General features: G+C 54.9%; 23 protein-coding genes. 1 reads left to right on the forward strand and 22 read right to left on the reverse strand.

Features of this window, described 5'->3' with window-relative positions:
- Positions 1 to 21 precede the first annotated feature (21 nt).
- The 22 genes from uvrC to pyrR form a co-directional block, all read right to left on the reverse strand.
- Positions 22 to 2,097, reverse strand: a complete 2,076-nt coding sequence (gene uvrC / locus ACXM2N_RS06440) for an excinuclease ABC subunit UvrC (protein ID WP_458487034.1) — start codon at positions 2,095 to 2,097, stop codon at positions 22 to 24.
- Positions 2,098 to 2,108: 11 nt separating this feature from the next.
- Positions 2,109 to 2,636: a PH domain-containing protein gene (locus ACXM2N_RS06445; RefSeq protein WP_458487036.1), complete on the reverse strand. Its 528-nt coding sequence runs from the start codon at positions 2,634 to 2,636 to the stop codon at positions 2,109 to 2,111.
- Positions 2,637 to 2,774: 138 nt separating this feature from the next.
- Complete coding sequence (gene ribH / locus ACXM2N_RS06450; RefSeq protein WP_458487038.1) at positions 2,775 to 3,242, reverse strand: 6,7-dimethyl-8-ribityllumazine synthase; 468 nt, start codon at positions 3,240 to 3,242, stop codon at positions 2,775 to 2,777.
- Between the two features lie 22 nt (positions 3,243 to 3,264).
- Positions 3,265 to 4,530 carry a bifunctional 3,4-dihydroxy-2-butanone-4-phosphate synthase/GTP cyclohydrolase II gene (locus ACXM2N_RS06455; protein WP_458487040.1) on the reverse strand — a complete coding sequence of 422 codons (1,266 nt, stop codon included), beginning with the start codon at positions 4,528 to 4,530 and terminating at the stop codon, positions 3,265 to 3,267.
- Positions 4,531 to 4,553: 23 nt separating this feature from the next.
- Positions 4,554 to 5,141 (reverse strand): riboflavin synthase, encoded by a 588-nt coding sequence (locus ACXM2N_RS06460; RefSeq protein WP_458491050.1) that lies wholly within the window; start codon positions 5,139 to 5,141, stop codon positions 4,554 to 4,556.
- 8 nt (positions 5,142 to 5,149) lie between these two features.
- Positions 5,150 to 6,334, reverse strand: a complete 1,185-nt coding sequence (gene ribD / locus ACXM2N_RS06465) for a bifunctional diaminohydroxyphosphoribosylaminopyrimidine deaminase/5-amino-6-(5-phosphoribosylamino)uracil reductase RibD (protein WP_458487042.1) — start codon at positions 6,332 to 6,334, stop codon at positions 5,150 to 5,152.
- A 2-nt stretch (positions 6,335 to 6,336) separates the two neighbouring features.
- Positions 6,337 to 7,008 (reverse strand): ribulose-phosphate 3-epimerase, encoded by a 672-nt coding sequence (rpe, locus tag ACXM2N_RS06470; protein WP_458487044.1) that lies wholly within the window; start codon positions 7,006 to 7,008, stop codon positions 6,337 to 6,339.
- An 87-nt stretch (positions 7,009 to 7,095) separates the two neighbouring features.
- Positions 7,096 to 8,586 carry an RsmB/NOP family class I SAM-dependent RNA methyltransferase gene (locus ACXM2N_RS06475; RefSeq protein WP_458487046.1) on the reverse strand — a complete coding sequence of 497 codons (1,491 nt, stop codon included), beginning with the start codon at positions 8,584 to 8,586 and terminating at the stop codon, positions 7,096 to 7,098.
- Entirely contained in the window at positions 8,583 to 9,533 is a 951-nt protein-coding gene (gene fmt / locus ACXM2N_RS06480; protein WP_458487048.1) for a methionyl-tRNA formyltransferase, read from the reverse strand. Before fmt ends, ACXM2N_RS06475 begins: the two co-directional genes overlap by 4 nt.
- Before the next feature lie 37 nt (positions 9,534 to 9,570).
- Positions 9,571 to 10,080: a peptide deformylase gene (gene def, locus ACXM2N_RS06485; RefSeq protein WP_458487050.1), complete on the reverse strand. Its 510-nt coding sequence runs from the start codon at positions 10,078 to 10,080 to the stop codon at positions 9,571 to 9,573.
- 67 nt (positions 10,081 to 10,147) lie between these two features.
- Entirely contained in the window at positions 10,148 to 12,175 is a 2,028-nt protein-coding gene (locus ACXM2N_RS06490; RefSeq protein ID WP_458487052.1) for a primosomal protein N', read from the reverse strand.
- 67 nt (positions 12,176 to 12,242) lie between these two features.
- Positions 12,243 to 13,478: a methionine adenosyltransferase gene (gene metK, locus ACXM2N_RS06495; protein ID WP_458487054.1), complete on the reverse strand. Its 1,236-nt coding sequence runs from the start codon at positions 13,476 to 13,478 to the stop codon at positions 12,243 to 12,245.
- Positions 13,479 to 13,650: 172 nt separating this feature from the next.
- Positions 13,651 to 14,892: a bifunctional phosphopantothenoylcysteine decarboxylase/phosphopantothenate--cysteine ligase CoaBC gene (coaBC, locus tag ACXM2N_RS06500; protein WP_458487056.1), complete on the reverse strand. Its 1,242-nt coding sequence runs from the start codon at positions 14,890 to 14,892 to the stop codon at positions 13,651 to 13,653.
- Positions 14,893 to 15,019: 127 nt separating this feature from the next.
- Complete coding sequence (gene rpoZ, locus ACXM2N_RS06505; RefSeq protein WP_458487058.1) at positions 15,020 to 15,298, reverse strand: DNA-directed RNA polymerase subunit omega; 279 nt, start codon at positions 15,296 to 15,298, stop codon at positions 15,020 to 15,022.
- Positions 15,299 to 15,331: 33 nt separating this feature from the next.
- Positions 15,332 to 15,907 (reverse strand): guanylate kinase, encoded by a 576-nt coding sequence (gene gmk / locus ACXM2N_RS06510; protein WP_458487060.1) that lies wholly within the window; start codon positions 15,905 to 15,907, stop codon positions 15,332 to 15,334.
- A gap of 3 nt (positions 15,908 to 15,910) precedes the next feature.
- A complete protein-coding gene (mihF, locus tag ACXM2N_RS06515; RefSeq protein WP_458487062.1) occupies positions 15,911 to 16,234 on the reverse strand; it encodes an integration host factor, actinobacterial type in 324 nt (107 codons plus the stop codon).
- Between the two features lie 371 nt (positions 16,235 to 16,605).
- Positions 16,606 to 17,442, reverse strand: coding sequence for an orotidine-5'-phosphate decarboxylase (gene pyrF, locus ACXM2N_RS06520; protein WP_458487064.1), 837 nt, complete (start codon positions 17,440 to 17,442; stop codon positions 16,606 to 16,608).
- 116 nt (positions 17,443 to 17,558) lie between these two features.
- Entirely contained in the window at positions 17,559 to 20,909 is a 3,351-nt protein-coding gene (carB, locus tag ACXM2N_RS06525) for a carbamoyl-phosphate synthase large subunit (RefSeq protein ID WP_458487066.1), read from the reverse strand.
- Between the two features lie 32 nt (positions 20,910 to 20,941).
- Positions 20,942 to 22,087: a glutamine-hydrolyzing carbamoyl-phosphate synthase small subunit gene (carA, locus tag ACXM2N_RS06530; protein WP_458487068.1), complete on the reverse strand. Its 1,146-nt coding sequence runs from the start codon at positions 22,085 to 22,087 to the stop codon at positions 20,942 to 20,944.
- Positions 22,088 to 22,224: 137 nt separating this feature from the next.
- Positions 22,225 to 23,589: a dihydroorotase gene (locus tag ACXM2N_RS06535; protein WP_458487070.1), complete on the reverse strand. Its 1,365-nt coding sequence runs from the start codon at positions 23,587 to 23,589 to the stop codon at positions 22,225 to 22,227.
- Between the two features lie 28 nt (positions 23,590 to 23,617).
- Positions 23,618 to 24,559, reverse strand: coding sequence for an aspartate carbamoyltransferase catalytic subunit (locus tag ACXM2N_RS06540; RefSeq protein ID WP_458487072.1), 942 nt, complete (start codon positions 24,557 to 24,559; stop codon positions 23,618 to 23,620).
- A gap of 6 nt (positions 24,560 to 24,565) precedes the next feature.
- Complete coding sequence (pyrR, locus tag ACXM2N_RS06545; protein WP_458487074.1) at positions 24,566 to 25,135, reverse strand: bifunctional pyr operon transcriptional regulator/uracil phosphoribosyltransferase PyrR; 570 nt, start codon at positions 25,133 to 25,135, stop codon at positions 24,566 to 24,568.
- A gap of 254 nt (positions 25,136 to 25,389) precedes the next feature.
- On the opposite strand from pyrR, the gene ACXM2N_RS06550 reads away from it, so the two are divergent.
- Positions 25,390 to 26,778 carry a TIGR01777 family oxidoreductase gene (locus ACXM2N_RS06550; protein WP_458487076.1) on the forward strand — a complete coding sequence of 463 codons (1,389 nt, stop codon included), beginning with the start codon at positions 25,390 to 25,392 and terminating at the stop codon, positions 26,776 to 26,778.
- Positions 26,779 to 26,818: the final 40 nt, after the last annotated feature.

Consider the following 26,818-nt stretch of genomic DNA (forward strand, 5'->3'; position numbering starts at 1 on the left):
TTCCCTCACACGTGGCTGATGTCATTTTTCCTTGTGCAGGCCGTCGAACACCGCTTGCGCGAGGGAGCTGCCAAAGCCCTTTACTTGAGCAATTTCCTCTACGGAGGCCTCCTTGAGGTTCTTTACAGAACCGAAATGCTTAACTAGATCCTTACGCCTAGTTGGCCCTAAGCCCTTGATGGAATCCAGTTCAGATGTGCGCATGCGTTTGGATCGTTGCGCACGGTGGAAGGTAATGGCGAAGCGGTGGGCCTCGTCGCGTAACTGTTGGATGAGGAACAGCGCCTGCGAGTTACGGGGAAGGATCAGAGGATCCTCATCACCAGGAATCCAGACTTCTTCCAGCCTTTTGGCAATACCGATGAGCATCACGTCATTGACGCCCAATTCATCAAATACTTCTTGGGCGGCATTAACCTGCGGAAGTCCACCGTCCACGATGAACAGCTGCGGTGGATAGGCAAAGCGTCTCTTTTCCGTTTTGCTGTTAGTGAGCTCAGCGGACTCGTCACTAAACGTGGAACCATCAAATTCTTCGGCTTCGGGAACCGCTAACTTGTCCTCTTGATGCCTGCTGAATCTACGCCGAACCACTTCCGCAATGGAGGCCACGTCATTCGAGTGGCCGTCTCCAGCTGCTTCCCTGATCTTGTACCTGCGATAATCGCTCTTTTTGGGCAACCCATCTTCAAAGACGACCAAACTGGCAACCACATCCGTTCCCTGGATGTGAGAAATGTCCGTACATTCAATGCGCAGCGGCGCCTCGTCTAGAAACAGCGCGTCTTGCAGCTGCTTTAGTGCTGCTGAGCGTGTGGTTATATCACCAACACGTTTGATCTTGTGCTGACGCAGCGCCTCAGTCGCGTTCTTCTTCACGGTTTCTGATAACGCGCGTTTGTCACCGCGCTGCGGAACACGGACGTCAACGTGCGAGCCCCGCAGCTGGCCGAGCGCCTGGGCGACGTCGTCAATGCTGGTAGGTGCAATATCCACCAGAACCTCTTTAGGAACCACGGACGTAGCACGCGAAGTTAGGCGCGCATCCGTTCCAGCAGGCGCCTTGCCAGAATGGGAGAACTGATCCACACCTCTGCGCTTTACCTCACCCATTGCCTTGACCTCACTAGAGGTAGCCAGGCGCTCCTGCTCAACGGAGTCCGAGTAGAACTGGATAAGGAAATTCTGCAGCAAATCTGCAAGTTCTTCCTCGCTGGAGCCGGTTCTTTCCACCACCCAGCCACGTTGGCCTTTAATTCGACCCGCACGAACGTGGAACATCTGGATTGCAGCTTCTAGCTCGTCCGCTGCTACTGCGACCACATCGGCATCGGTGCCATCGCCCAACACAACTGCTTGCTGCTCTGTGATCTTTTTAACCGCTGCTAGATCGTCCCGCAGGCGTGCCGCACGTTCGAAGTCCAAATCTTCGGCGGCTGCTTCCATTTGTTTGGTCAAATCACGGGTGACTGCGTCGGTGTTCCCCGACATAAAGGAGCAAAAACCATTGACGATCTCGCGATGCTCCGCCTCGCTTACCCTCCCCACGCAGGGAGCTGCGCACTTGTCTATGTATCCAAGAAGGCAAGGACGCCCTAGCTGTTCATGCCTGTTATACACTCCCTTAGAGCAGGTGCGCATAGGAAATACTCGAGTGAGAAGATCGAGCGTTTCCCGCACCGCCCACGCATGGGAATACGGGCCAAAGTACCGAACGGTTTTGCGCCTAGGGCCTCGGTAGAAGAAGGCCCGCGGTATTCGTTCGCCTACACTGACTGCTAAAACTGGGTAAGTTTTATCATCCCGATATTTGACGTTGAACTTGGGGTCAAACTTCTTAATCCAGGTGTATTCAAGCTGCAACGCCTCCACTTCAGAGGACACTACGGTCCACTCCACACTGGAGGCGGTTGTGACCATCTGCCGTGTGCGTGGATGCAGCTGAGACAGGTCTTGGAAGTAGTTCGACAGTCGAGAACGCAGGCTAATTGCTTTGCCCACGTAAATGACTTGTCCCGATGGATCCCGGAATTTATAAACACCTGGATCCGTTGGAATGGTTCCAGGTGCTGGGCGGTAAGTTGTTGGGTCAGCCACGATAAAAAGATTTAATCCTCTGGCATGTACTTTGCTTCAAGTTCACGGAATTTGGCCACAGCCTCAATGGTCTGTTTTCCGTCTGCAGCTTGCAATCCCCACATTGGCACGTACTCGAACTCAGGAAGTTCCAGGCGTGGCATGCGTGCGCCTTCTGGGAAGTAGAGACCGTAAATGACTTGCCATGGGTAGAAGCGCGAACCAATGAAATTGCGGATGTCAACGCCATCTTCATTTGCGCGAACGCGCGGACGAGAGATTCCTAGGTAGAAGACTACGGCCAGCACAATGCCTACACCTAGGTAACCCCACTGGTCAATGCGAGTCACGGTGGTGCCGGTGTCTCCCACGTTAACGACGATCGCTAGGAAAATGTGAACCGCCAGTGTGGCCACAGCCATCAAGATTGCGTATAACTTCATTCTCTTGCTGGTGACATCAATGACCCACGGTTTCGTGGAGGTCATGGCTGCGTCAGCAGCCACGTAAGCATGCATCTCAGCTTCGCTAATACCGCGGGTTGGGTTGCTGTTTTCCATCTCTTTTCCTGCTTATTCGTCGTTTCACCGTTCGACACGGTGGTCAAGCCAACAACTATACGTAAGTTAGATACTAACCCTACGCCTTTAGTTGGTCATATAACGTATCCGTACCGCACCCAAACTGTGTGACAGTAATTACTCAATGCTGCTCAGAACACGAGCAGTGTGCAGCGCGGCGATCATGGATTCTGCACCCTTGTCCTCTACTGACTGCTCGAAGCCAGCTCGATCAATGGCCTGTTGCTCGGTATCGGTAGTTAATACGCCATTACCCACAGGCGTTCCCTCGTCCAAAGCTATTCTGGTTAGCCCAGCGGTAACGGAGTCACACACGTAGTCAAAATGTGGTGTACCACCACGAATAACGCAGCCCAAGGCCACTACGGCATCGTGAGTGCGGGCTAACTTCTGCACAACTACTGGCAGCTCCAGTGCACCAACTACTCGGTAAGATGACACGGTTGCACCATGGCTTTCGCCCGTTTCCACGGCACGACGGTGCAGCTGTTCACAGATGTGTTCATTCCACATGCTCGACACCACCGCCACCTTTAACCCAGTGCCGTCTACATCTGATACCTGTGGTAGTCCCTCTTTGCTCATGAATCGTTGTCCTTCATAGGTTTCAGGATTGGTTAGCGTCGTATTCAGCTACCCACGGTAGCTCATGGTTCATGCGATCGCGTTTCGTGCGTAAATACGCCACATTGTGGCCATTGACAGTTATGGGAACGCTCACCCGATGGCTAACTTCAATCCCCAAAGATTCCATCTGCTCCACCTTAGCTGGGTTGTTAGTCATCAACGCTACCTTCCCAATACCAAGGTCCTTCAAAATCTGTGCAGCCATGGTGTAGTCCCGAGCATCCACTGGATGCCCCAACTGCACGTTAGCATCCACGGTGTCGATGCCGGTGTCTTGGAGAGCGTACGCCTTAAGTTTCGCAGTAATGCCAATTCCGCGCCCCTCCTGACCTCGCATGTACACCAACACGCCTCTTCCAGCCTTCTCAATCTGATTCAGCGCCTCGTTGAGTTGCTGGCCGCAGTCGCACCGTTGGGACGAGAAGACATCACCAGTCAAGCATTCAGAATGGACACGGACGAGCACCTCCTGGCCACCCGTGGCTGCGATATCTCCTTTAACCAAGGCAACATGTTCGATACCATCGAGCGTGGACCTGTAGCCAAACGCACGGAATTCTCCGTGGTCTGTTGGTAGGGATGTTTCCGCCTCTCGGGAGATGAGCTTCTCATTCTCCAACCGCCAGTGGCGCAACTGCTCGATACTGATCATTTTTAACCCATGCTCATTGCTGAACCGGCGCAATTCTGGACTGCGCGCCATGTCTGTTGGGTCGTCCTCACTCACCAGCTCACACAACACACCCACAGGCGCTAACCCAGCCAATCGCGCCAAGTCCACGGCAGCCTCAGTGTGGCCATCACGGGCCAAAACTCCACCGTCGCGTGCACACAAAGGAACCACGTGGCCTGGGCGGGTGAAGTCCTCAGGACCGAAGCTTGGGTCCGCGAGACGGTTCAAGGTTTCAGCACGCGAAGTAGCAGATATGCCCGTCGTCCCCGTTGCCGCATCCACAGTCACGCGATACGCGGTGTCGCGCGCGTCCTCATTCTTGGCCGTCATTGCTGGAAGGCGCAGGCGATCTAGCTCAGACTGCGTTAGCGAGGCGCAAATGTAACCAGAAGAGTAACGGACCATGAAGGCCACCAACTCTGGGGTTGCTTTTTCCGCCGCGAAGATCAGGTCGCCTTCATTCTCGCGGTCTTCATTATCTATAACTACAACAGCCTCGCCTCGGGCTATAGCCTCAACGGCTTCCTCCACGCTGTCTAGTGTGATGTCATTGTCTTGCTCAGGGTTATTCACGCTGTTTTACCTTAGTCCGCTTCCTAGCGGCTCATCATCTTTTCTACATACTTGGCCAAAACGTCCACCTCAACATTGACCTTCTGCCCCACCTCTAGCTCGCCATGAGTGGTATCTCGAAGGGTGGTGGGGATCAGCGACACCTCCAAGTAGTCTTCCCCCACAGCAGATACCGTAAGCGACGTTCCGTTTAATGCTATTGATCCCTTTTCCACTACGTAAGGCGACAGCTTAGGATCGAGGCTAAAACGCAGTACATCCCAGTGTTCAGATGGTGTGCGCGACATCAGCTCTGCGGTACCGTCAACGTGACCTTGCATGATGTGCCCACCTAGGCGGGCCGACGCTAACAAGGCCCGCTCCAAGTTCACCTTCTCACCTGGGGTCAAGGACCCCAGGGAGGTACGGTCCAAAGACTCCTGCATTACGTCAGCACTAAAGGAATCCTCAGTAAACTCTGTCACAGTCAAGCAAACACCGTTGACCGCGATGGAACACCCTAACGTGGCATCGGCGACTACCTTCTTAGCGCCAATCACTAGGCGCACCGAATCCCCCAACTGCTCTAGACGCGAAACGGTACCAATTTCTTCAACGATTCCGGTAAACATTTTCTTACTCACTTCTTCTTCAATCGCCACAAAAAATCTTCACCCAACGAGATCCCATGAAGCGGGGCAAAGCGTTTAATCTGACTGATCGTTGGTGCCAGACTTTTCCCTATTAACGGTACTCCCGCACCTAGCACTGCAGGGGCATGGTAATCATCAATAAAGTCAACAAGCCCCTCCTCAAACAAGGAAGCAAAGAGTGTGGAACCACCCTCAACCACCACGTCGCGCGCTCCCAGACGCCACAAGGTAGACAACGCTCCATCTACAGTCGCACATTGAATCACTGCACCACTACCCAGCTGAACCTCATCTGGGTCAACCATAGCGTGCGTCAAGAAAGAATCCTCGTGAAGGTTGCGCGTACCTACTACAACGCGCAGCGGCTGGTGGGCGTATTCTCCACCATTGGGCGTGCGCGCGTTCAGCCGCGGATTGTCTTCTAGAGCCGTTCCCGTACCCACGATGACAGCATCGCGCCGGGCACGATCGTAGTGAACGAACTCCCGCGCTACCTCGCCGGTTATCCATTTGCTTGTTCTATCTTGGGCAGCGATGAACCCATCTAAAGTGTGCGCCCACTTCACCGTCACTGCTGGGCGTTCGTGAGCAAGTGCAACCAACCACGGTTCCAATGCGGCAGGAGTAATCTGTGCGCAGTGCACTTCCACTCCGTGATCCTTGAGAAACTCTGCACCACCAGTAGCTTGCGGGTTTGGGTCTCCGGTGAGGTAAAAGACCCGAGCTACACCAGCGTCAATCAGCGCCTGAGAACATGGCCCCGTTCGGCCGGTGTGATTGCATGGCTCCAAGGTCACCACGGCAGTCCCGCCTCGCGCCTTATCCCCTGCGGCGCGAAGCGCCATCACCTCCGCATGAGGGCCACCGGCAGGCTGGGTAGCACCGACCGCGGCTACGGTGCGGGAGGTCCCACCAAGCAATACGCACGCGCCGACGGGTGGATTCGGGCTCGTTCTCCCCTTCACTGCGTGTCCCGCTGTTAGCGCCGCGATAGCCGCGAAATACACATCCTCGCCAAAATCGGATCGTATTCTCTGCAGATTCTCTTGATAATCACGGCCGACTAAGTATTCCAGACCTGCGTGCTCTATCCCAGACAAATAATCCGGCACGTCTATGAAAGGCGTGCCGGAGTGATCCGCGTAGAGCCTATTGATGAGCTCTAAACTCACAATTAGTCCACAGTAGCTAGACGACGAAGCTCATCTACCGCATCACGTGGAACGTCCGCACCGTAAACGGCAGAGCCTGCTACGAAGGCGTCACAACCAGCTTCAGCCGCCTCTTTGATGGTCGACGCGGAGATGCCGCCGTCGATCTCAATCAGCACGTCCAAGTTGTTGTCGTCAATGTATTTGCGTAAGGTGCGCACCTTCTCCAGCTGGTCAGACATGAACTTTTGTCCGCCAAAGCCCGGTTCAACACTCATCACCAAAGCCAGGTCAAACTCATGGAGATCCTCTAGGTAGGGCTCAATCGGGGTGCCAGGCTTGAGGGAGAAACCAGCTCGCACGCCCTTCTCGCGCAAGTAGCGCGCTAGTTCAACATGCTTGTCAGTTGCCTCGACATGGAAGATTACGCAGGAAGCACCAGCCTTGATGTAGTTATCAACCCACTTCTCAGGGTTTTCAATCATCAAGTGCACATCCAGTGGCTTGTCCGTGTGGCGGTATGCCGCAGCGGTGATGTCAGCTCCAAAACTCAGATTTGGAACGAAGTGACCGTCCATGACATCTACATGGATCCAGTCCGCGTTGGACACGGCCTCGAGTTCACGATCGAGCTGTGCGAAATCGCACGCCAAAATGGATGGGGAGATAATTGGGCGCTGAAATTCTGCAGTCATGGCAAACATTGTATAACCAATGCCCACGTTTTCATCATTAGCGACACAGCAGCCTAGGTCTGCGGGCCATATGCCCACGGCCACAAGCTACTTTTTCCGCAAGACTGCGAAGAACATTGCGTCCGTGCCATGGCGGTGGGGCCACATCTGCACTGACTTCTCGTCACCCGTATTGTCCATATTTGGTACCAAGGAGTGCGCGTCTAGTTCCTCCACAGACGCGTCGGCCGCGAGGACCGCGTCCACTATCCCCCGCGTTTCGCGGAGATCCGGCGAACAGGTGGAATAGACAACCACTCCGCCGCGGCGGACGAGATTTAATGCAGACTTCAACAACTGTGTTTGCAGTTCATTTAGTTCCGCGATGTCGCTTTCTTTCTTGCGCCACCTTGCCTCTGGGCGACGACGCAGCGCACCCAAACCGGAACACGGCGCATCCACTAGTACACGGTCAAAGCCTGGTTCGAGTCCAGGTTTACGCCCGTCGGCATGATGGACGGTCACCGGAAGCTTCTCAACGCTTCGGGAAATCAGCGTCGCCCGGTGCTCCGCTACTTCTACTGCGTCAACGTGGGCACCATCTATCTGTGCCATGGAACCAAGGAAGGCAGCTTTTCCACCTGGGCCAGCACACAGATCCAACCACCTGCCGGAATCCTCACCGACCAGTGGTGCCTCGACCACTGCCCGAGCGATCAGCTGGCTACCTTCATCCTGTACCGCGGCAAGACCTTGACGAACCGGTTCGATCTGCCCTGGGTCACCAGAGTTTAGGTATACCGCATACGGCGAGTAAGTCCCCTCCTCGCCACCGGTGATCAGGGCAAGCTCCTCCGCACTGATCTCACCTGGGCGAGCAACTAGGTGTACCTTTGGGCGCAAAGAGTCAGCAGCTAATGCTGCCTCCAACTCCTCAGTGCCCACAACCTGCTCAAAGCTCCGAGCGATCCACTCCGGATGCGCGTTGCGCCACGCAACAGCAGCGAGAGGATCCTCAGGAGAAAGTTTGTCTATCCACTGATTCGGCTTGGTGCGGGAAATGGTGCGCAAAATACCGTTAGTAAAGCCTTTAGCCTTTTCCTGACCGATAGCCTCCACCAAGCGCACGGACGTATCGACGGCCGCGTGTGACTCCACCCGGGTGAACATAAGCTGATAAGTTCCCAGCCGAAGCGCGGTCAGAACGCCCGCATGAATCTCGCTAATTCCACGGGATGAGCAGTCGTCGATCACAGCGTCGACAACACCCAAGGTGCGCAACGTGCCGTATGTTAGCTCCGTTGCGAACGCCGCATCGCGGCCCTTGATCCCTTCCTCCTTTAACAGGCGTGGAAGCGCCAAGTTAGCGTAGGTTCCGTCTACTTCCACGCGGTATACCACGTCAAAAGCTACCGCCCGAGGCAGGTCGATACCAGCAAAGATCTCACGCAGTTCACTACGCTGAGGTGTGCGGTCGCCACCGCGATTGTTGGAGCGCTTAGACTGTGGCTGGCGCTGCCGTGATCCGTTGGTCCTTGGCCCAGAGTTCTTTTTTTGACTACGTGAGCGGAATCCGCCTGTACTACTGTTCAAACTCATGCGAACTTTAACCCCTCAGTGTCTTTCTGGCCGCGAGCCCAGTCAGTTGCTTGCATCATTTTCTTACCTGGTGCCTGAATCATGCTCAATTGCACAGGAGTAGAACCGGTACCCACCAGCACGCGTTTCTTCTCAATCAGAAGTTCACCTGGAGCTAGGTGGACGCCTTCCAGTTGTTCCGGTGGGACTACGGTCACTGGCTTCAGCTTAAATCGCTGGTCCCCCATCATTGCCCACCCACCAGGTGCTGGGGTTACCGCACGCAGCTTGCGTGACAGAACCTCGGCTTCGTCACCGAAGTCAACCTGTGCATCAGCAACCAGAATCTTCGCCGCGTGAGAAGCCTCACCTTCCTGTGGCCGCGGAGTAATGTTTCCGGACTCGAGCCCGTCCACGGTCTCAACCAGTAAGTCTGCACCTGAGTAGGCCAAACGAGTCAGAAGATCATCCGCGGTATCAGTCTGACTAATCTGGTCCTTTACCACGCCGAGTATGTCACCGGTATCAAGGCCAGCATCAATACGGAAAGTGGTAGCACCGGTTTCCGTATCACCTGCAGCGATCGCAGCTTGAACGGGTCCCGCTCCCCGCCATGCTGGCAATAAGGAGAAATGCAGATTGATGAATCCTTGGGGCACCATGTCCAGCACGTCCTGCGGTAGCAAGTTGCCGTATGCCACTACAGGCGCACAGTCTACGTTGAGTTCCTTGAGACGCTTGCGGAACGCCTGTCCGTCTTCAGTACCCGCCTTAAGAGTGCTGGGTTTGAGCACTTCAATGCCGTGCTCGGCTGCAAGTGCCGCCACTGGCGATGGGTGCAGTGAACGACCGCGCCCCTTAGGGGCGTCGGGACGCGTGAGGACCGCCACGACCTCGTGGTCAGATTCCAGAAGCTTCTGCAGTGCCACGACAGCTGGTTCGGGGGTTCCGGCAAACAACAATCGCATGAAAGTAGATCCTTAAATTATCTTGATGATGAAGCTATTACTGGTTGAACCATTCCGATTGGCGAATGTGGCTCATTGCCTGCTTACGAGAATCCTTATCGAGGCGTTTTAAGAACAGAATGCCATCCAGATGGTCCGTCTCATGCTGAATACAGCGAGCCATCAAACCAGATGCAACCATGGAGATCGGATTGCCCTCCATATCTTTGCCGGTAACTCTCACCGTTTGCCAACGAGTAGTGTCCTCGGTGATATCCGGGATAGACAAACAACCCTCCGGCCCGGTTTGGGTCTCCTCTCCGATTGCTTCCCACACCGGATTGATAATGTGGCCTCGAAGCCCGTCCTCCACATGGGAACAATCAAAAACAAACACTCGCTTGAGTACGCCAATCTGGTTAGCTGCCAAACCCACTCCCCCAGCTGCATCCATGGTCTCAAGCATGTCTGCTACTAGCTTCTCCAGTTTGGCATCAAAATCCTTCACCTCTTCTGCTTGTGAGGTGAGTACTGGATCTCCGAAAAGACGAATTTCGCGGATGGTCACTTATGAGCTTCCTTACAACGTTGAATAGTAGGCACAATCTTTCTTACCCTACCCCTACCAAGTGGCTTTATCCCACTCGGATGGGGTCTATTTGAACACGCAACGGCAAGGTATCTTTCCGTGTTGCGCGACGTACCTGCGCGGCCTTGAGCGCTTGCCCCAGCTGTCCCCTGGGCCCCAAGGGGGTCCTGATCAACATGCGTTGTGCTGGGCCGTGCTCCTGATCGTCGTATTCACCAGGCAACTTGACTCCTGGTGGCAGGTCTACTGGGCCGAGAATTTCCGCGTGTTCCGGTAAGTCCGCGGAATCAATGAACGCGTCTAGGCTCTGGGCGGCACCATCGATCGCTGCCATGGCGACTGCTGGGGGGAACCGCACTTCCCTACGATCAGCTAACTCCGCCTCAGCGGCTCCAACGGGATCCCAACGGATCAGGTGCTGAACTACTCTCAAGCTCGGGTCTGCGACGATAACCACCTCACCGCCCTTTGCCCCTGAATTCACCAAGGTTGACACATGCATCCACTTCGCAAGGACATCCTCGGTAGCCCTCAAATCGGCACGGGTAAGCAACGACCACGTATCCACCAATACCGCTGCACCATATTTACCGCCGCCCTCGATGAGCGGCTCTGCGCCTGGAGTTGCCACTACGATAGACGGCTCATTAGGGATTTCATGAATGACCTTGTTACCACCCGACGTGATCACCTTGGTATTGGAAAAGGCACGACCTATTTCCTCCGCAGTGCGCCCTGCGCCAATAACCACTGAACGCAACCGATGGTTACCGCAGTTGGGGCAATTGAAATGTGTTTCTAACCTGCCACACCAACCACAAGTAGGCGTGACCGGCTCATTGTTGTGCGCCGGAGGCAAACCGATTGGACCATTACACTGTCTGCACCTTGCTGGAGCTCGACACACTCCGCAAGCCATTGAGGGCACATAACCTTTACGCGGTACCTGAAGAATCACCGGCTGGCCACGATCTAGTCCTGCTCGCAATGCTCTAAAGGCCTCGGACGGGATTCGAGCCACCCGAGCCAGAGGATCGCGTTCCAACGCTTGGTCTGAGTCAGCGACCGCATGGATGTATGGCATTCGGGCTCGGATGGCCTCCCTGCCTGCAATAAGGCTATGAATCCATCCTGACTCCACTAGCAATTGAGTTTCAGCAGTTCGAGTGGAACCCGCAATGATCAATGATGATTTCTCCATAGCAGCGCGGGTAGTCAACACCTCACGCGCATGCGGATACGGTGCGCGCTGCTCCACCAGATTTTCATCACCATCGTCTTTGATGACCATGAGCTTCAAGTTTTCCACCGGTGCGAAAGCTGCGCTGCGTGTACCTATGACGAGGCGACCTTGACCATGAATTATGGACAAATAACGCCTGTATCGGGCTTGGGGTCCTAGCGACGCCGTCAATTCAGTGACTTGCTTAGCCGACACCATAGTTCTGAGCGCTACTGAAAGCTGATCCACGTCCTTTTGATTTGGAACAACGATCAGAGCGCCACCGCCGTCCTTGACTACCTTTACCGCAAGAGAAGCCAAAGCTAGGGACCAATCGTCACCCGGCGCAATTTGCCATGCAGCTCGAGCCTGATTGCCTTCAATGACCGCGTCCACAAACGCCTCGCCATGGACATACGCGGACCATGAGGAGAGATCTGGCTCGCTCACCTCTCCCAGTTGATCCCACGGAGTGGAAGTTTCAGATTCTTCTGCCTTTGCGTGACGCGGAGGAATGGCCAACCTAATCAGGTCACTTGTCACACCCGCGTACCTTAAGGCTAGTGACTCGATTGCTTTGCGCATGGTAGCGGGATAAACAACTTCCTCCGATACAACGTTGTGTATCCACGATAGATTGCCCCTGTGATCAGATTCGCTCGTTCGGTCCAGTATGATCCCGTCAACTAGACGGCCGGCGAATTTGATACGAACGCGGACACCAGGCTTAGCCGAGGCATCTTGGTCAGAGTCAACCCGGTAATCGAATGCGCGATCTAGGTGAGAAATACCCAGCAATGGCAAGACCCGCGCTACCGGCAAGGTTGGTGCTGGTTCGCGGGTCTTAGGCATGGTCTACATCTTAATAAACGCAAGCGACATTCGTCAGAATGGAGCGTTTACCTGTAAGGATTGGCAATTACAAACCGAGGTGAGCGCGAAGGGCATCTACCCTATCGAGCCTCTCCCAAGGCAGATCCAAGTCGGTACGACCGAAGTGACCATAGGCAGCAGTTGGAGCGTAGATTGGGCGCAGCAGATCAAGATCACGAATGATGGCAGTTGGCCGAAGATCAAACACAGCACTCACTGCTTCTTGAATCTTGGTATCGCTCAGGCCTTCAGCAGCAGTTCCAAAAGTTTCAACGTACAATCCGACTGGCTTAGCACGGCCGATCGCGTACGCTACCTGAACCTCGGCGCGTTCTGCCAAGCCCGCTGCAACGATGTTCTTGGCTACCCAACGCATTGCATACGCGGCGGAACGGTCAACCTTACTAGGATCTTTGCCGGAGAAAGCGCCGCCTCCGTGACGGGCCATGCCACCGTAAGTGTCCACGATAATCTTGCGACCAGTAAGGCCAGCGTCACCCATAGGGCCACCCAGAACAAAGGAACCGGATGGGTTAATGAGGAGATTGTAATCCCCGTCAGCAACAAGGGTGTCTGCAATACCTGCATCTTGGAATACCCAATTGACAACGTGCTCGCGCAGTTGTTCAGCCAACCACTCTTGAGTTACGTCAGGATCATGCTGGGTGGAGATAACAATGGTGTCGACTGCAACTGGCTTATTATGCTCATCATATGCGAGGGTGACCTGGGTCTTACCATCTGGACGCAGGTGGTCGACAATGCCTTCTTTGCGGACCTGCGTAAGGCGACGAGACAAACGGTGAGCCAAAGCGATAGGAAGTGGCATGAACTCCTCGGTCTCGTTAGTTGCATAACCGAACATTAGGCCTTGGTCGCCCGCGCCAGCCTGATCAGACTCATCAGTAGTTGCGCCGGAACGCACCTCTTGAGAGTTGTCTACGCCGGAGCCAATCTCAGCCGACTGCTCACCAATAGCAATATTGACGCCACAAGTGCGCCCGTCGAAGCCAACCTCTGAAGAGACAAATCCAATCTCAAGCAGCTTGTCACGTACGATCTTTGGGATCTCTACATAACCGGAGGTCCGTACCTCACCTACGACATGCACCTGGCCGGTGGTCACCAGAGTTTCGACAGCCACGCGCGCACTCGGGTCGATAGCGAGCAGGGCGTCAAGGATACTGTCCGAGATAGCGTCGCAAATCTTGTCTGGGTGACCCTCAGTTACGGATTCACTAGTGAAGAGGCGGAAATTGGTCGCCTGGGAGTTCTGTGTCACAGTTGTGTCCTTAAAAGAAGTTCGGTTTGTTCGGTTAGTTGAGCATTAAATGCCATGTCCGTTTAGACTCACACAAATATAGACCAAGCTGTCTAATTTGGCAACATCCTACACACCTGGCATATCAAAAAGAGGCTCTCCGCACGGGAAAGCCTCCTTGGGGTCAACCACTTTAATCACTCAGTTGCTCTGCCACGGCCTGAAGGATCTGTGCGGCAACCTGAAGCTTTGGACCGTCAGAAATTTCCACCTCTACCCCAGCGTTGGATAACAACACGCCTCGGTTGCGCGAACGACCAAAAACCTGACCAGAAGAAACGTCGTTGCACATCAAAAAGTCACAACCTTTTCTAGCCAGCTTTATTCGTGCAAATTCCAGTGCAGAATGGGTATCATCACCCGTCTCCGCAGCAAAGCCGACGATCTTCACGCCATCCTTCAGCTCGCCACTATCACGCATGCCCACCAAGTTTTTTAGAATGTCTTCATTTTCCACCAGGCGTAAGGTGTTTAGAGACTCGTCATCTTCACCCTTTTTCAACTTGGACGTCGCCGCAGCCGCTGGGCGATAATCCGCTACCGCTGCCGACATAATGACCACATCGGCATTCTTGGAGTGCTCATACATCGCCTGAGCCATTTCGCTAGTGGACTGCACATTCACGACCTTGGCTCCGCTCGGCACGTGAAGGGAATCGGTGGCTCCGGACACGAGAGTGACCTGAGCGCCGCGATGGACTGCTACTTCTGCCAACGCGTACCCCTGTTTTCCAGAGGAACGGTTGCCGATAAAACGAACTGGGTCAATGTCTTCCTGTGTTCCACCAGCGGATATCACTACCTTCTTATCCGCCAGATCGTAAGGAAGGTCAAAGCCCTCACACACACTGCGAGCTAGTTCTGCAATCTGCTCAGGCTCGGGCAAACGACCAGGGCCGGTATCTGCACCAGTCAGCCTGCCATGAGCTGGTTCAAGAACCGTGATACCCCGATCCCTTAGAGTTCTAACGTTTGCCTGAGTAGCAGGGTTTTCCCACATCTCCGTGTGCATAGCGGGAGCCAGCACCACGGGGCACGTAGCCACCAATAGCGTGGAGGTCAGAAGGTCATCCCCCCGGCCAGCTACTACTCGCGCCATAAAATCAGCGGTAGCCGGAGCCACCACTATCAAGTCAGCTGTTTGCCCCACGTGCACATGCTGAACCTGATCAACCGCGTCAAACACATCCGTCGAAACTGGATTGCCCGAAAGCGCCTCGAAGGTGGCTTTACCTACGAACTTTAACGCGTTTTCTGTCGGTACTACGCGAACGTCATCACCATTTTCTTTGAAGTTGCGAATGAGGTGGCACGCCTTATAGGCGGCAATTCCACCCGACACTCCAACGACTACGCGGCGCGGCTGATCAGACACAGTTCATTTTCTCCAAACATTGAAAGGTCAAGGAAAGACTAATGACCTCCACCCTACCCAAAAGCCTCGAAAGTGCTTCAGGCGGATGAAGGTCAATGCTTCCTAAAGGATTCAGGAAGGAGGTGTTTTAGCCCTCCTCGTGGTCCAGGAGGCCCTGTTCAATCTCACGCAGTGCGATGGACAGTGGCTTCTCCTGAGCCTCTGGGGTGACCAGAGGACCGACAAATTCGAATACACCTTCGTCGGCCTGCTGGTAGAAGCTGTTAATCTGGCGCGCCCGCTTAGCTGCGAAAATCACCAGTGCATACTTGGAGGACACGCGCTTGAGCAGCTCATCGATCGGAGGTGCAGTAATGCCGGTTGGCGGATCAAATACGCCATCATTGCTGTCGGTCACGTTGCTCACGTTACTCACAGTCACCTTTTCTAAAGCGTTGGGTTATTTTTGACCAAGAAGAATATCACGAATCTCCGCCACGGCTTCTTCCACATCGTGATTTACTACCACGTGCTTGAACTCGTCTTGGGCCGCGAGCTCAGTCTTGGCGGTCTCCAGACGCCGCTGAATTACTTCCTCTGACTCGGTGCCACGCCCAGTTAGGCGTTCCACCAAGACTTCCCACGAAGGCGGGGCCAAGAAGCAAGTCTCACAGTCAGGTTTGACTGCTACGACGTTGCGGGCACCAACCAGATCAACCTCAACCAGAACCGGACGTCCTTCATTAAGAGCCTGATCTACAGGACCCGCTGGGGTTCCAGAGCGCTGCAATCCACCATGGATGTCTGCCCACTCGAGCATTTCACCATTGTCTATGCGGCGCTGGAACTCCTCTGGAGACACGAAGAAGTAATCCCTTCCGTCTACCTCACCGGGACGCGGATCCCTGGTGGTCATGGAGACGGAAAAGTAAAGATTTGGCACTTCTTCGCGGAGGCGATTAACCACCGTGGACTTTCCTACGGCAGATGGGCCTAGCAGAACTACTAGCTTGCCCTTTTGGTTATCGCCTGACATGGATTAGTCCTCAGAGAAGCCGAAGCGCTCGAGGAGAGCACGGCGCTGACGGTCACCTAGGCCACGCAGACGACGGGTCTGTGCGATCTCGAGCTCGTCCATGATCTCCTTAGCCTTCACCTTGCCTACCTTTGGCAGGGACTCGAGCAGTGCGGAAACCTTGGTCTTGCCAATGATCTCGTCGCTGGAAGCCTTAGCCAAAACTTCCTTCAGGGTGATGTCACCGCGCTTGAGCTGTTCCTTCAGCTCCGCACGTGCCTTGCGTGCCTCTGCAGCCTTCGCGAGGGCTTCCTTGCGCTGCTCGTCAGTCAACTTTGGAAGGGCCACGGGGTTCCTCCGATTCAAAAGATTTTTATAATTACGTTTGCGGCGCTTTAAACACCGAGGATCAACGATACACAGAATTTCCACGGTTGGGATATCAACACGAATTCCGACTGGAACTGAGAACCACATTACAGTGTTGCCTAACTGCGCAGGATCCCAGTCCAGAAAGTACCGAACAACATTATGAGAGATGTTCACGCACATTGAGAAATCGGGTGTTGAACCATCTGTGAACTATTGATTCCGACCAATAATAACACCAAGTTGCAAAAGTCTAGGTAATGGGTGTTTTTCTGAGTAAAAACGCAGGTCAGGCGAGGCGGCTGCTAAATTTCTACTTTAACCACAAAAACACTGCCTGACCTCGATTTTTACCCGAATTCTTCCGCGGCAGCTAGAGCGGCAGATCGGAGCTCAGACACGGTTGGCCCCTGCCCCAAGATTGCTCGTGAAATGTTGGCAAAAGCTAGTTCTTCCACACCTTGGGTAATCCGCGCCACGTCAGCAGGCGTAGCCCCTTGTGCACCTACTCCCGGCAGCAAAATTGGACCGTTGAGTTCACTGAGAACTGGCGGGTTTTCCAAAGTCGCTCCCACCACAACACCCACGTTCCCATAGTGGCCTGCGTCCTTATAGATCTTGTTCGTTGAAGACGCAAAATCGACAATTTGTTGGGAAATGGTTGCACCATTGGCATTACGGTGCTGTTGAAGCTCCAGCGCCTCTGGGTTGGATGTAGCAGCTAGAACAAAGATTCCCTTTCCCCGGTTGTTTGCAGCACTCAGCGCAGGCTCGAGAGATCCATACCCTAGGTATGGGGACACAGTCACTGAATCTGTTGCCAACGGCGATTGGCTATCCAACCACGCTTGCGCGTAACCAGCCATGGTGGATCCAATATCTCCGCGCTTAGCGTCGGCCACGACCAATGTGCCGGCAGCGTTGAGAGCCACGAGGGCATCTTCCAATATCGCGAACCCTCGAGAGCCAAAGGCCTCATAAAAAGCCACCTGAGGCTTAACTAGCGCCACATTGCCTGCGAACGCCTCTACACAGGTCTCTGTAAATTTCTTCAGACCATTCAGATCAATGTTTAACCCCCACTTCTTCAGCAGTGCCGCGTGTGGGTCGATGCCAGCACACAGACGGCCGTGTGCCCTACCCGCCTCTACCAATTTGTCGCCGAAAGTAGGCGTGGTGAACTCCATTTTTCTTCCTTTTTAGTTTTGCTCCGGTGTCCTATTTTTCGGTGCTGGTTCTCACTCGCTTTTGCACAAACGCCGCTGGAGACTGACTGATCTCCAGCGGCGTTCATGGTGGTGAGTTACTTCCTGCTTGGCGCGTGCTCCAGCTCTTGGAGAGCACGAACCGTTAGGTTATCTTTACGCAGAGCCTCGATACCCTGCACCGCCGCAGTGACACCCTGAACGGTTGTTACGGTTGAGATACCTGCGTTAACGGCAGCCGCGCGAATAGCGTAACCATCGTTACGTGCACCGGATGAGCCGGCTGGAGTGTTGAGGATCAGATCAATTTCTCCAGCGTTGATCAAGTCAACGATTGTGCGGCGATCACCCTTCTTGCCCTCTACTTCCTCGGAGTGCTTAGCCACGGTTTCGCACTCGACACCATTGCGGCGCAGCATAGCTGCCGTACCAGCGGTCGCGTGAATCTTGAAGCCCATAGTGGCCAAGCGCTGGATGGGGAAGATCAAGGTTCGCTTGTCGCGGTTGGCGACGGATACGAAAACATTGCCTTCCTTTGGAAGAGCACCGAAAGCACCTTCTTCGGCCTTTGCGTAAGCAGCCCCGAAGTTGTCTGCCAAGCCCATGACCTCACCGGTGGACTTCATTTCTGGGGAGAGCAAAGTGTCCAGCATCGTGCCATCCGGGCGTCGGAAGCGGTTAAACGGCAACACAGCTTCCTTCACCGCGATTGGTGCATCCAGTGGCAGGGATCCACCGTCGTAATCGGTTGGGATCATGCCCTCAGCTTGGAGTTCAGGGATGGTGGATCCAGTCATGATGCGCGAAGCTGCCTTGGCAAGATGCACACCGGTCGCCTTGGAAACGAAAGGCACGGTACGGGATGCGCGAGGATTAGCCTCAATGACGTACAGGATGTCATCCTTGAGCGCGTACTGGACGTTCATCAGGCCCTTTACACCAATACCGTGAGCAAGAGCCTCCGTGGATTTGCGAACCTTCTCAATATCCTCTGGGCCGAGGGTCATCGGTGGCAGAGCACAGGATGAGTCACCGGAGTGAATGCCAGCTTCCTCGATGTGCTCCATTACGCCTGCGAGGTACACGTTCTCACCATCGCAGAGCGCATCAACGTCGATCTCGATGGCAGAGTCAAGGAAACGGTCCACGAGCACAGGGTGATCGGAGGTGATCTCAGTTGCACGGTTGATGTAGTCCTCTAGGGAGCTCTCATCGTACACAATTTCCATGCCGCGTCCGCCGAGCACGTAGGAAGGACGAACGAGCACGGGGTAACCAATCCCCTCTGCAACTTCCTTTGCCTCTTTGAAGGAGGTCGCAGTGCCAAAAGCAGGAGCTGGGAGCCCTGCCTGCCGTAGAACCTCGCCAAACTCACCACGATCCTCAGCTAGGTTAATCGCCTCTGGAGTAGTGCCGATGACAGGCACGCCTGCGTCGCGTAGCTTCTCCGCTAGCCCCAGCGGGGTCTGGCCACCAAGCTGGACAATAACGCCAGCCACCGTTCCGGACTGACACTCGGCGTGGTAGATCTCCATGACGTCCTCGAACGTCAACGGTTCAAAGTACAGGCGGTCCGCGGTGTCGTAATCTGTGGAAACGGTCTCTGGGTTGCAGTTGACCATGACAGTTTCATAACCCACTCGGGACAATTCCAGTGCTGCGTGTACGCAGCTGTAGTCGAATTCGATGCCCTGGCCAATGCGGTTTGGGCCGGAGCCTAAGATAATGATCTTATCATTCTCTTTTTGCTCACTCACCTCGGATTCCGCGGCTGGATCGAGCTCGTAGGAGGAGTAGTGGTACGGAGTTGTTGCTTCGAACTCAGCTGCACAGGTATCCACAGTCTTGAATACTGGGCGGATGCCAAGGGACCAACGCAGGCGGCGCACGCCATCTTCGCCCGTAATCTCCGGACGCAAAGCTGCGATCTGCTTGTCAGAAAGACCGAACCACTTTGCCTTACGTAGTAGCTTCTCATCAAGGGTTGGTGCCTCTTCGAGTTCTGTGCGGAACTGAACTAGGGTTGCCAGTTCTTCCAGGAACCAAGGGTCGATACCGGAGGCCTCGTGCACTTCCTCAACGGTTGCACCAAGGCGGAGTGCGAGTTCAACATCGTACATGCGGCCCTCGGTTGGGCGTTTGAGATCCTCGAGTACAGCGGCGACGTCAGTTGCTCGCTCACCCGCAAAGTACTCGTCAGAAGTGGTCCAGAATCCTGCCTGCTTGTTCTCAAGGGAGCGCATTACCTTGCCTAGTGCCGCAATGTAGTTGCGGCCGAGACTCATCGCCTCACCCACGGACTTCATGGTGGTGGTGAGGGTATCGTCAGCACCGGTGAACTTTTCAAACGCAAAGCGAGGAGCCTTTACTACGACGTAGTCCAGGGTAGGCTCGAATGCTGCTGGGGTGACACCAGTGATGTCATTGGTGATCTCGTCCAAGGTGTAGCCGATTGCCAGCTTCGCAGCGATCTTCGCAATGGGGAAACCTGTTGCCTTGGAGGCTAGCGCGGAAGAACGAGACACGCGTGGGTTCATCTCGATAGTGATGAGACGGCCGTCAGCAGGGTTCAACGCGAACTGGATGTTACAGCCACCAGTGTCAACACCCACCTCGCGAATAATGGCGATGCCCTGGTTACGCATCTTCTGGTATTCGCGGTCAGTCAGCGTCATTGCTGGCGCTACGGTCACGGAGTCACCAGTGTGAACACCAAGGGCATCCACGTTCTCAATGGAACAGATGACCACTACGTTGTCCGCTCCGTCGCGCATGAGCTCGAGCTCGTATTCCTTCCAACCAAGGATGGATTCCTCAATCAGTACATTTGCCTCAGGCGATGCTGCGAGGCCGCCGCCGGCGATGCGCTCCAAATCATCTTCGTTAAAGGCGAGACCGGAGCCAAGGCCACCCATGGTAAAGGAAGGGCGTACAACAACCGGCAGGCCGAGTTCTCCAACGGTCTCATGAACTTCTTCCATGTTGTGGCAGACACGGGAACGTGCAGATTCACCGCCAATTTTTGCAACGATGTCCTTGAACTTCTGACGGTCCTCGCCACGCTCAATGGCGTCAATGTCAGCGCCGATAAGCTCTACACCATATTTTTCTAGGGAACCCCGACGATCCAGTGCGATAGCTGCGTTCAGTGCAGTCTGCCCACCAAGGGTTGCCAACACCGCATCAATGGGGTGTCCTTGTTCGATCTCTTTTTCAAAGATCTTCTCAATATATTCAGGCTGGATTGGCTCGACGTAGGTGTGATCAGCGAACTCTGGGTCCGTCATGATGGTCGCTGGATTGGAGTTGATGAGGGTGACACGCAGGCCTTCCTCTTTGAGAACTCGGCATGCTTGTGTACCGGAGTAGTCGAACTCGCAGGCCTGGCCAATAACAATCGGGCCGGAACCGATAACCAGGACGTGCTTAAGATCTTCGCGCTTTGGCATATTAAATACTTTCCTTGCTTTCCTGGCTACTTCTACTTCTTGCTAGCTTCTGACTCGATCAGCTCAATGAACTGGTCAAATAATGGGTTGGCGTCGTGTGGGCCTGCAGCTGCCTCAGGGTGGTACTGGACGGAGAATGCCAGCCCGTTGGTCAGTGCCACACCTTCTACCGTGTCATCGTTCAGACAGGTATGGGTTACATGAGCGCTACCGTAAGGAGTATCAAACTCTTTGAGTGCCTCGCCCTTGAGCGCGAAGCCGTGGTTCTGGGCAGTGATATCGATTTTGCCCGTCAAGTGATTAAGCACTGGCACGTTGATGCCTCGGTGGCCAAACTTCATCTTGAAGGTTTCAAGACCAAGTGCTCGGCCCAGAATCTGGTTACCGAAGCAGATACCGAAGAGAGGAATTTTGGCCTCCAGCACATCCTTGACAATGTCCACCATGGTGTCCGCCGTAGCTGGGTCGCCAGGGCCGTTGGAAATAAACACGCCGTCTGGGTTGTGCTTCTTAAGCTCGCTGAACGGAGTGTTTGCTGGAACCACCACCGTCTTAATCCCACGGCGCGCAAAGTTGCGAGGGGTGTTGGTCTTAATACCCATGTCAAAGGCTACGACGGTGTATTTCTCATCGCCCTCCGCTGGAACCTCGTACGTCTCGCCAGTCGAGACTTCCTGCGCGAGGTCAGCACCCTTCATTGAAGGCTGTGCTTTGACGATTTCTACAAGTTCCTCGTCTGATTTGCCCGCATCCTCACCTGAGAAAATTCCGGCTGCAACAGAGCCGAAATTGCGTAGGTGTCGCACAATGGCACGGGAGTCCACGTTAGCGATGCCGACGATCCCCTGGGCCACCATTTCATCTTCCAAGGAGCGCTCAGCACGCCAGTTAGAAACACGGTTGGAAAGATCACGGATCACTAGGCCCGCGACCCAGATCTTGTCACCGTGGGATTCGCCATCCTCGTCGTTCCAGCCGGTGTTACCAATCTGCGGTGCGGTGCAAACAACAATTTGGCGGTGGTAGGAAGGATCCGTCAAGGTCTCTTGGTATCCCGTCATCGCAGTAGTAAACACGGCCTCACCAAGGGTGCTACCGGTCGCCCCGAAGGACGTACCGCGGAAAATCTTGCCATCAGCAAGTACCAATACCGCTTCTGATCGTTGAGTGGACGTCACGTCACGTCGCCTTTCATTTTTGTTCGCAGGTTTAGCCTGCAGTTTCACGTTCTACTGTGTTGAATTTTTTGTCTGGTCTTTCGCCAAGACTGCATATTATTTGTTTTTACAATTATATACAGTGGCTGCGACGATGCCTAAGCTTCCGTACGAGCGGGAGCTGCCTCGCCGTTTTCGCACGTTATACGTCCTCGCAGGATGGTTGCGGTTACTTTGGCGTCGAAGCTCATCCCCTCGTATGGAGTGTTATCACTCTTGGATGCAAGCTCCTCACCGCGCACTGTCCACTCACTGCCCTCGCTTACGATGGTGAGGTTAGCGGGCTCGCCTGCCTCGATTGGCCGTCCGTGACCAGGAAGGCGCAGGATTTGCGCTGGCCTCTCACTCATAACCTTTGCCACGAAGCGCCAGTCCGCAAGACCGGAAGCAACGAAGATCTTGGCAATGATGGACATGGACGTCTCGAGCCCGAGCATGCCAGGCTTTGCTACCTCGAACTCGCAGCACTTATCTTCCGATCCGTGGGGCGCGTGATCAGTTGCCACACAGTCAATCGTGCCATCCAACAGTGCGTCGCGAAGAGCGATCGTGTCCTTCTGTTCACGCAAAGGTGGGTTCACGCGGTTCACGCCGTCGTAGGTTTCCAGGCGTTCATCAGTGAGCAACAGGTGGTGTGGGGTGACTTCGGCCGTCATCGGAATGTCGTGAGACTTGGCCCAGCGCAGTAGCTCGACAGTCCCCTCAGTGGATGCGTGACAGATGTGCACGCGGTTACCGTAGTCACGTGCCAAGATAGCGTCGCGTGCCACAATGGATTCCTCGGCAACACGCGGCCAGCCTCGTAAGCCAAGTTTCGCGGCCATCTCTCCTTCGTGTGCCACGGCCCCTTCGGTTAGGCGCGGGTCCTCGCAGTGCTGCGCCAACAGCACATCCAGACCCTTTGCATATTCGATCGCACGCCGCATAAGCAATGGGTTGTCCACACATTTGCCGTCATCGGAGAACATTCGGACCTTGGCCTCAGAACGCGCCATCATGCCGAACTCGGTGAGCTCCTTGCCCTCCAGGCCCTTGGTGATGGAGCCTACCGGGTGGACGTCGCACAAGCCGATGTTTTGCCCCTTGAACCAGACGGACTCTGCAATCACTGGTTGGTCCATGACTGGCATGGTGTTCGCCATTGTAAAAACGGCGGTAAAGCCACCGCGGGCAGCGGCGCGAGAACCAGTGAGGATAGTTTCAGTGTCCTCACGGCCAGGCTCACGCAGGTGAACGTGCATGTCCACGAATCCCGGAAGCAGCACGCCACCGTTGCCGTCAACGATCCGGTCGGCTGTAGTAACAGAGGTTCCGACTTCCTTAATCACCCCATCTTCTACAAGGACCGAAATCTCCTCACCTTCGCCGTAAGGACGAACGTTCGTTATCAGCAGGGTTCCAGGTTCTGCTTTACCGAGCTCACCGGTTGCTGGGTAGTCAGCTGGAATTGAAGTACTAGTCATATGCTTTTATCTCTCAATCTCTTCCGGCCTAGAAGCCCCTGGTATCGCTACCTGCAATGAGGGTGAACAGGACTGCCATGCGGGTGTGCACGCCGTTATTTACTTGCTGCAGGACTGCGGTGCGAGGCGCATCAGCTACGGCGTAATTGATTTCCATGCCTCGAAGCATTGGACCTGGGTGCATGATGATTGCGGAATCCTTGAGCATCTTCTCTCGGTCTTTGCTCATCCCGTACAGGGTGGCGTACTCGCGGTGGGACGGGAAGAAGCCTCCATGCATGCGTTCTTGCTGGACTCGCAACATCATCACTACATCCGCGTCCGCGATCTCTGCATCCATGTCGTAGCCGTAGCGAACCGGCCAATTTTCAACACCGGTTGGTAGCAAGGTTGGTGGAGCTATCAGTACTACCTCGGCACCAAGGGTGGAGAGTAAATCCACGTTGGAGCGAACCACACGGGAGTGCAGGCAATCGCCTACGATCACCACCTTTTTATCTTTGACATCTCCGATTCGCTGACGCATGGTCACAGCGTCGAGCAAAGCCTGAGTTGGGTGCTGATGGGAGCCGTCACCGGCGTTAATAACGGAAGGACCGTTGCCGTTTGGCGCCACCCACTCAGCGAGTTGCTGAGCAGCACCGGAGGATGGATGGCGCATGATGATTGCATCAGCGCCAATGGCTGCGAGCGTAAGACCCGTATCCTTGAGCGACTCACCCTTTTTTACGGACGATGATGACGCTGAAATATTAATGACGTCAGCGCTCATCCATTTACCCGCGGTCTCGAAAGAAGAGCGAGTACGGGTGGAGTTCTCATAGAACAAAGTGAAGATTGTTCGGCCCCGCAGAGTAGGCAGCTTTTTAAGCTCCCTACCTTCCAGCGCCTCACGAAAACGATCCGCTTCGTCCATCAAGCCAACGATCTCGTCACGACTTAGGTCTGCGATTGATAGTAGGTGCTTCATAATTGCCTACTCTCCCTTTCGGGTCAGAATGACGGCATCGCGGCCATCAATATCTCCACTGAGCACCTCAACATCCTCACCGCGGGACGTTGGGATGTTCTTGCCCACATAGTCAGCGCGGATTGGGAGCTGACGGTGTCCTCGATCTACCAGAACTGCTAACTGAACCTGTTCTGGCCGGCCAACGTCGCGCAGCGCATCAAGGCCAGCGCGGATAGTACGGCCTGAGTACAGCACGTCATCTACCAAGATGACGGTGGCGCCATCTATTCCGCCTGCTGGGATGCGGGTGGGGTGCAGTGCGCGGTGCGGTTTATTCCGAAGGTCATCCCGGTACAGGGTGATATCAAGGCTTCCTGTAGGGACCTTAACGGAGGTAAATTCTTCAATCTTGGCTGCCAGCCGGGCAGCGAGTGGGACGCCACCTGATGGAATGCCTAATAAAACCACGGTGCCTGATTGATCAGAATCAAGCGCGGTCTTTTCAATAATCTGGTGCGCGATGCGTGCGACAGTACGCGAAACATCCTCTGAACTGAGCAGCTCAGTGGTTGTCTCGTTATAAGTCTCGCTCATCGTGACCTCCTTCCCCGCCTCTCTGTGCGGTCCGTTAAAGGAAAACTCACGTGTATGTAATTGTTGCACTGAAACGCGCGGGCTCCGTACGATTTTGCTCCCGCACGTTTCGCTGGGCAGAAGCTTAGCACCGCAACCCCCGTGCGGGAAGGGAAAATTGCCACTTTCCCCCATTTGGACAGTCGCGGGATTCTCTTCGGTGCTACCGTGGGTGTTTTCCATGAAGTCGCTATAGCACAAAGGACGTTCGCCTCATGGGCCTGAAATCCACACATCTCATCCCAGCGCCGCGCCCCATCGTATGGAAGTGGCACACACGACCTGGGGCTATCACACGCTTGAGCCCGCCGTTTTTCCCCATGACTCCACGCGTCGCAGCCTCCAGTCTTGCGGACGGAACCACTATCTTTGACCTGCCTGCAGGCCTTCGTTGGGTAGCACGCCATGACCTTTCTGGTTACGAAGATGGCCGGAAGTTCACCGACGTTTGCGTGAAATCTCCCATCCGCGCACTCACTCCGTGGCGCCACATCCACACGTTTGATGACCACACTGAGGGCACTTCCATCACCGATCAGGTCATGACCCGCATACCTAGTGCCTTGATTGCGCCCACGTTCGCATACCGCCAGCAGCAGCTCATTCAGGATTTGGGCTTTGCCAAGCGATTAAACCACCAGTGTGCAGGTTCCGTTCCGCTTATCGACGACGACGCGACGCCGCTTACGGTCGCCGTCACCGGCTCCCGAGGCACCGTAGGCAAAGCGCTGGTTGCGCAGCTCCAGACGCTCGGGCACCAAGTCATTTCACTCGTTCGCCCTCAACCGGGCCGCTCATTAAAAGCACACCAGCGGGTGTGGGATCCAGCGGATCCTTCCCCAACGCTGCTGGATGGCGTAGACGCACTCGTTCACTTAGCTGGCGAGCCAATCTTTGGGCGCTTCAACGAGGCCCACAAAAAGGCCTTGTACGATTCTCGCATTCCCCCTACCGAGAAGCTTGCGAGGCTGGTAGCACACAGCGAGAGCTGCGATGTCATGGTGGGTGCGAGCGCAATCGGTTTCTACGGCCACAACCGGGGTGATGAGGAATTGACTGAACAGTCTCACAAGGGCGAAGGCGTTCTCGCCAAAATTGTTAACGATTGGGAATGCGCCACGCTGCCTGCGTCCGAGGCAGGCAAACGAGTGGTCAATGTACGCACAGGCGTGGTGTTCTCCGGCCGCGGTGGCGTACTGCCGCTGTTCAGGGCACTTTTTTCTACCGGTTTAGGAGGCAAACTAGACGGAGGCAGAGCTAACTTATCTTGGATAGCTATTGATGATCTCACAGATATTTACATCCGCTCGCTGTTTGACCCGGCCCTGGAAGGGCCGGTAAACGCAACAGCACCGAACCCAGTGACCAATGCTGAGATGACGGACACCCTGGCTAAGGTCTTGCGTCGTCCCGCAGTGTTGCCCATACCGGCCACTGGGCCACAAATCTTGCTGGGTAAGCAAGGAGCCGAAGAGCTTGCCCTCGCCGATCAAATGGTCCTGCCGAGGAAGATCATGGAACGTGGACACACTTTCCGGTACCCCCACATTTCGCAAGCTCTAGCCCATGAGGTGGGCACGGAATTGCTGTTCGAAAAAGGCTAGGATCGCTGATTTTGGTATCGTTCCATGGAGAGTAGTTCGC

This window comes from Corynebacterium sp. ZY180755, assembly GCF_054331495.1.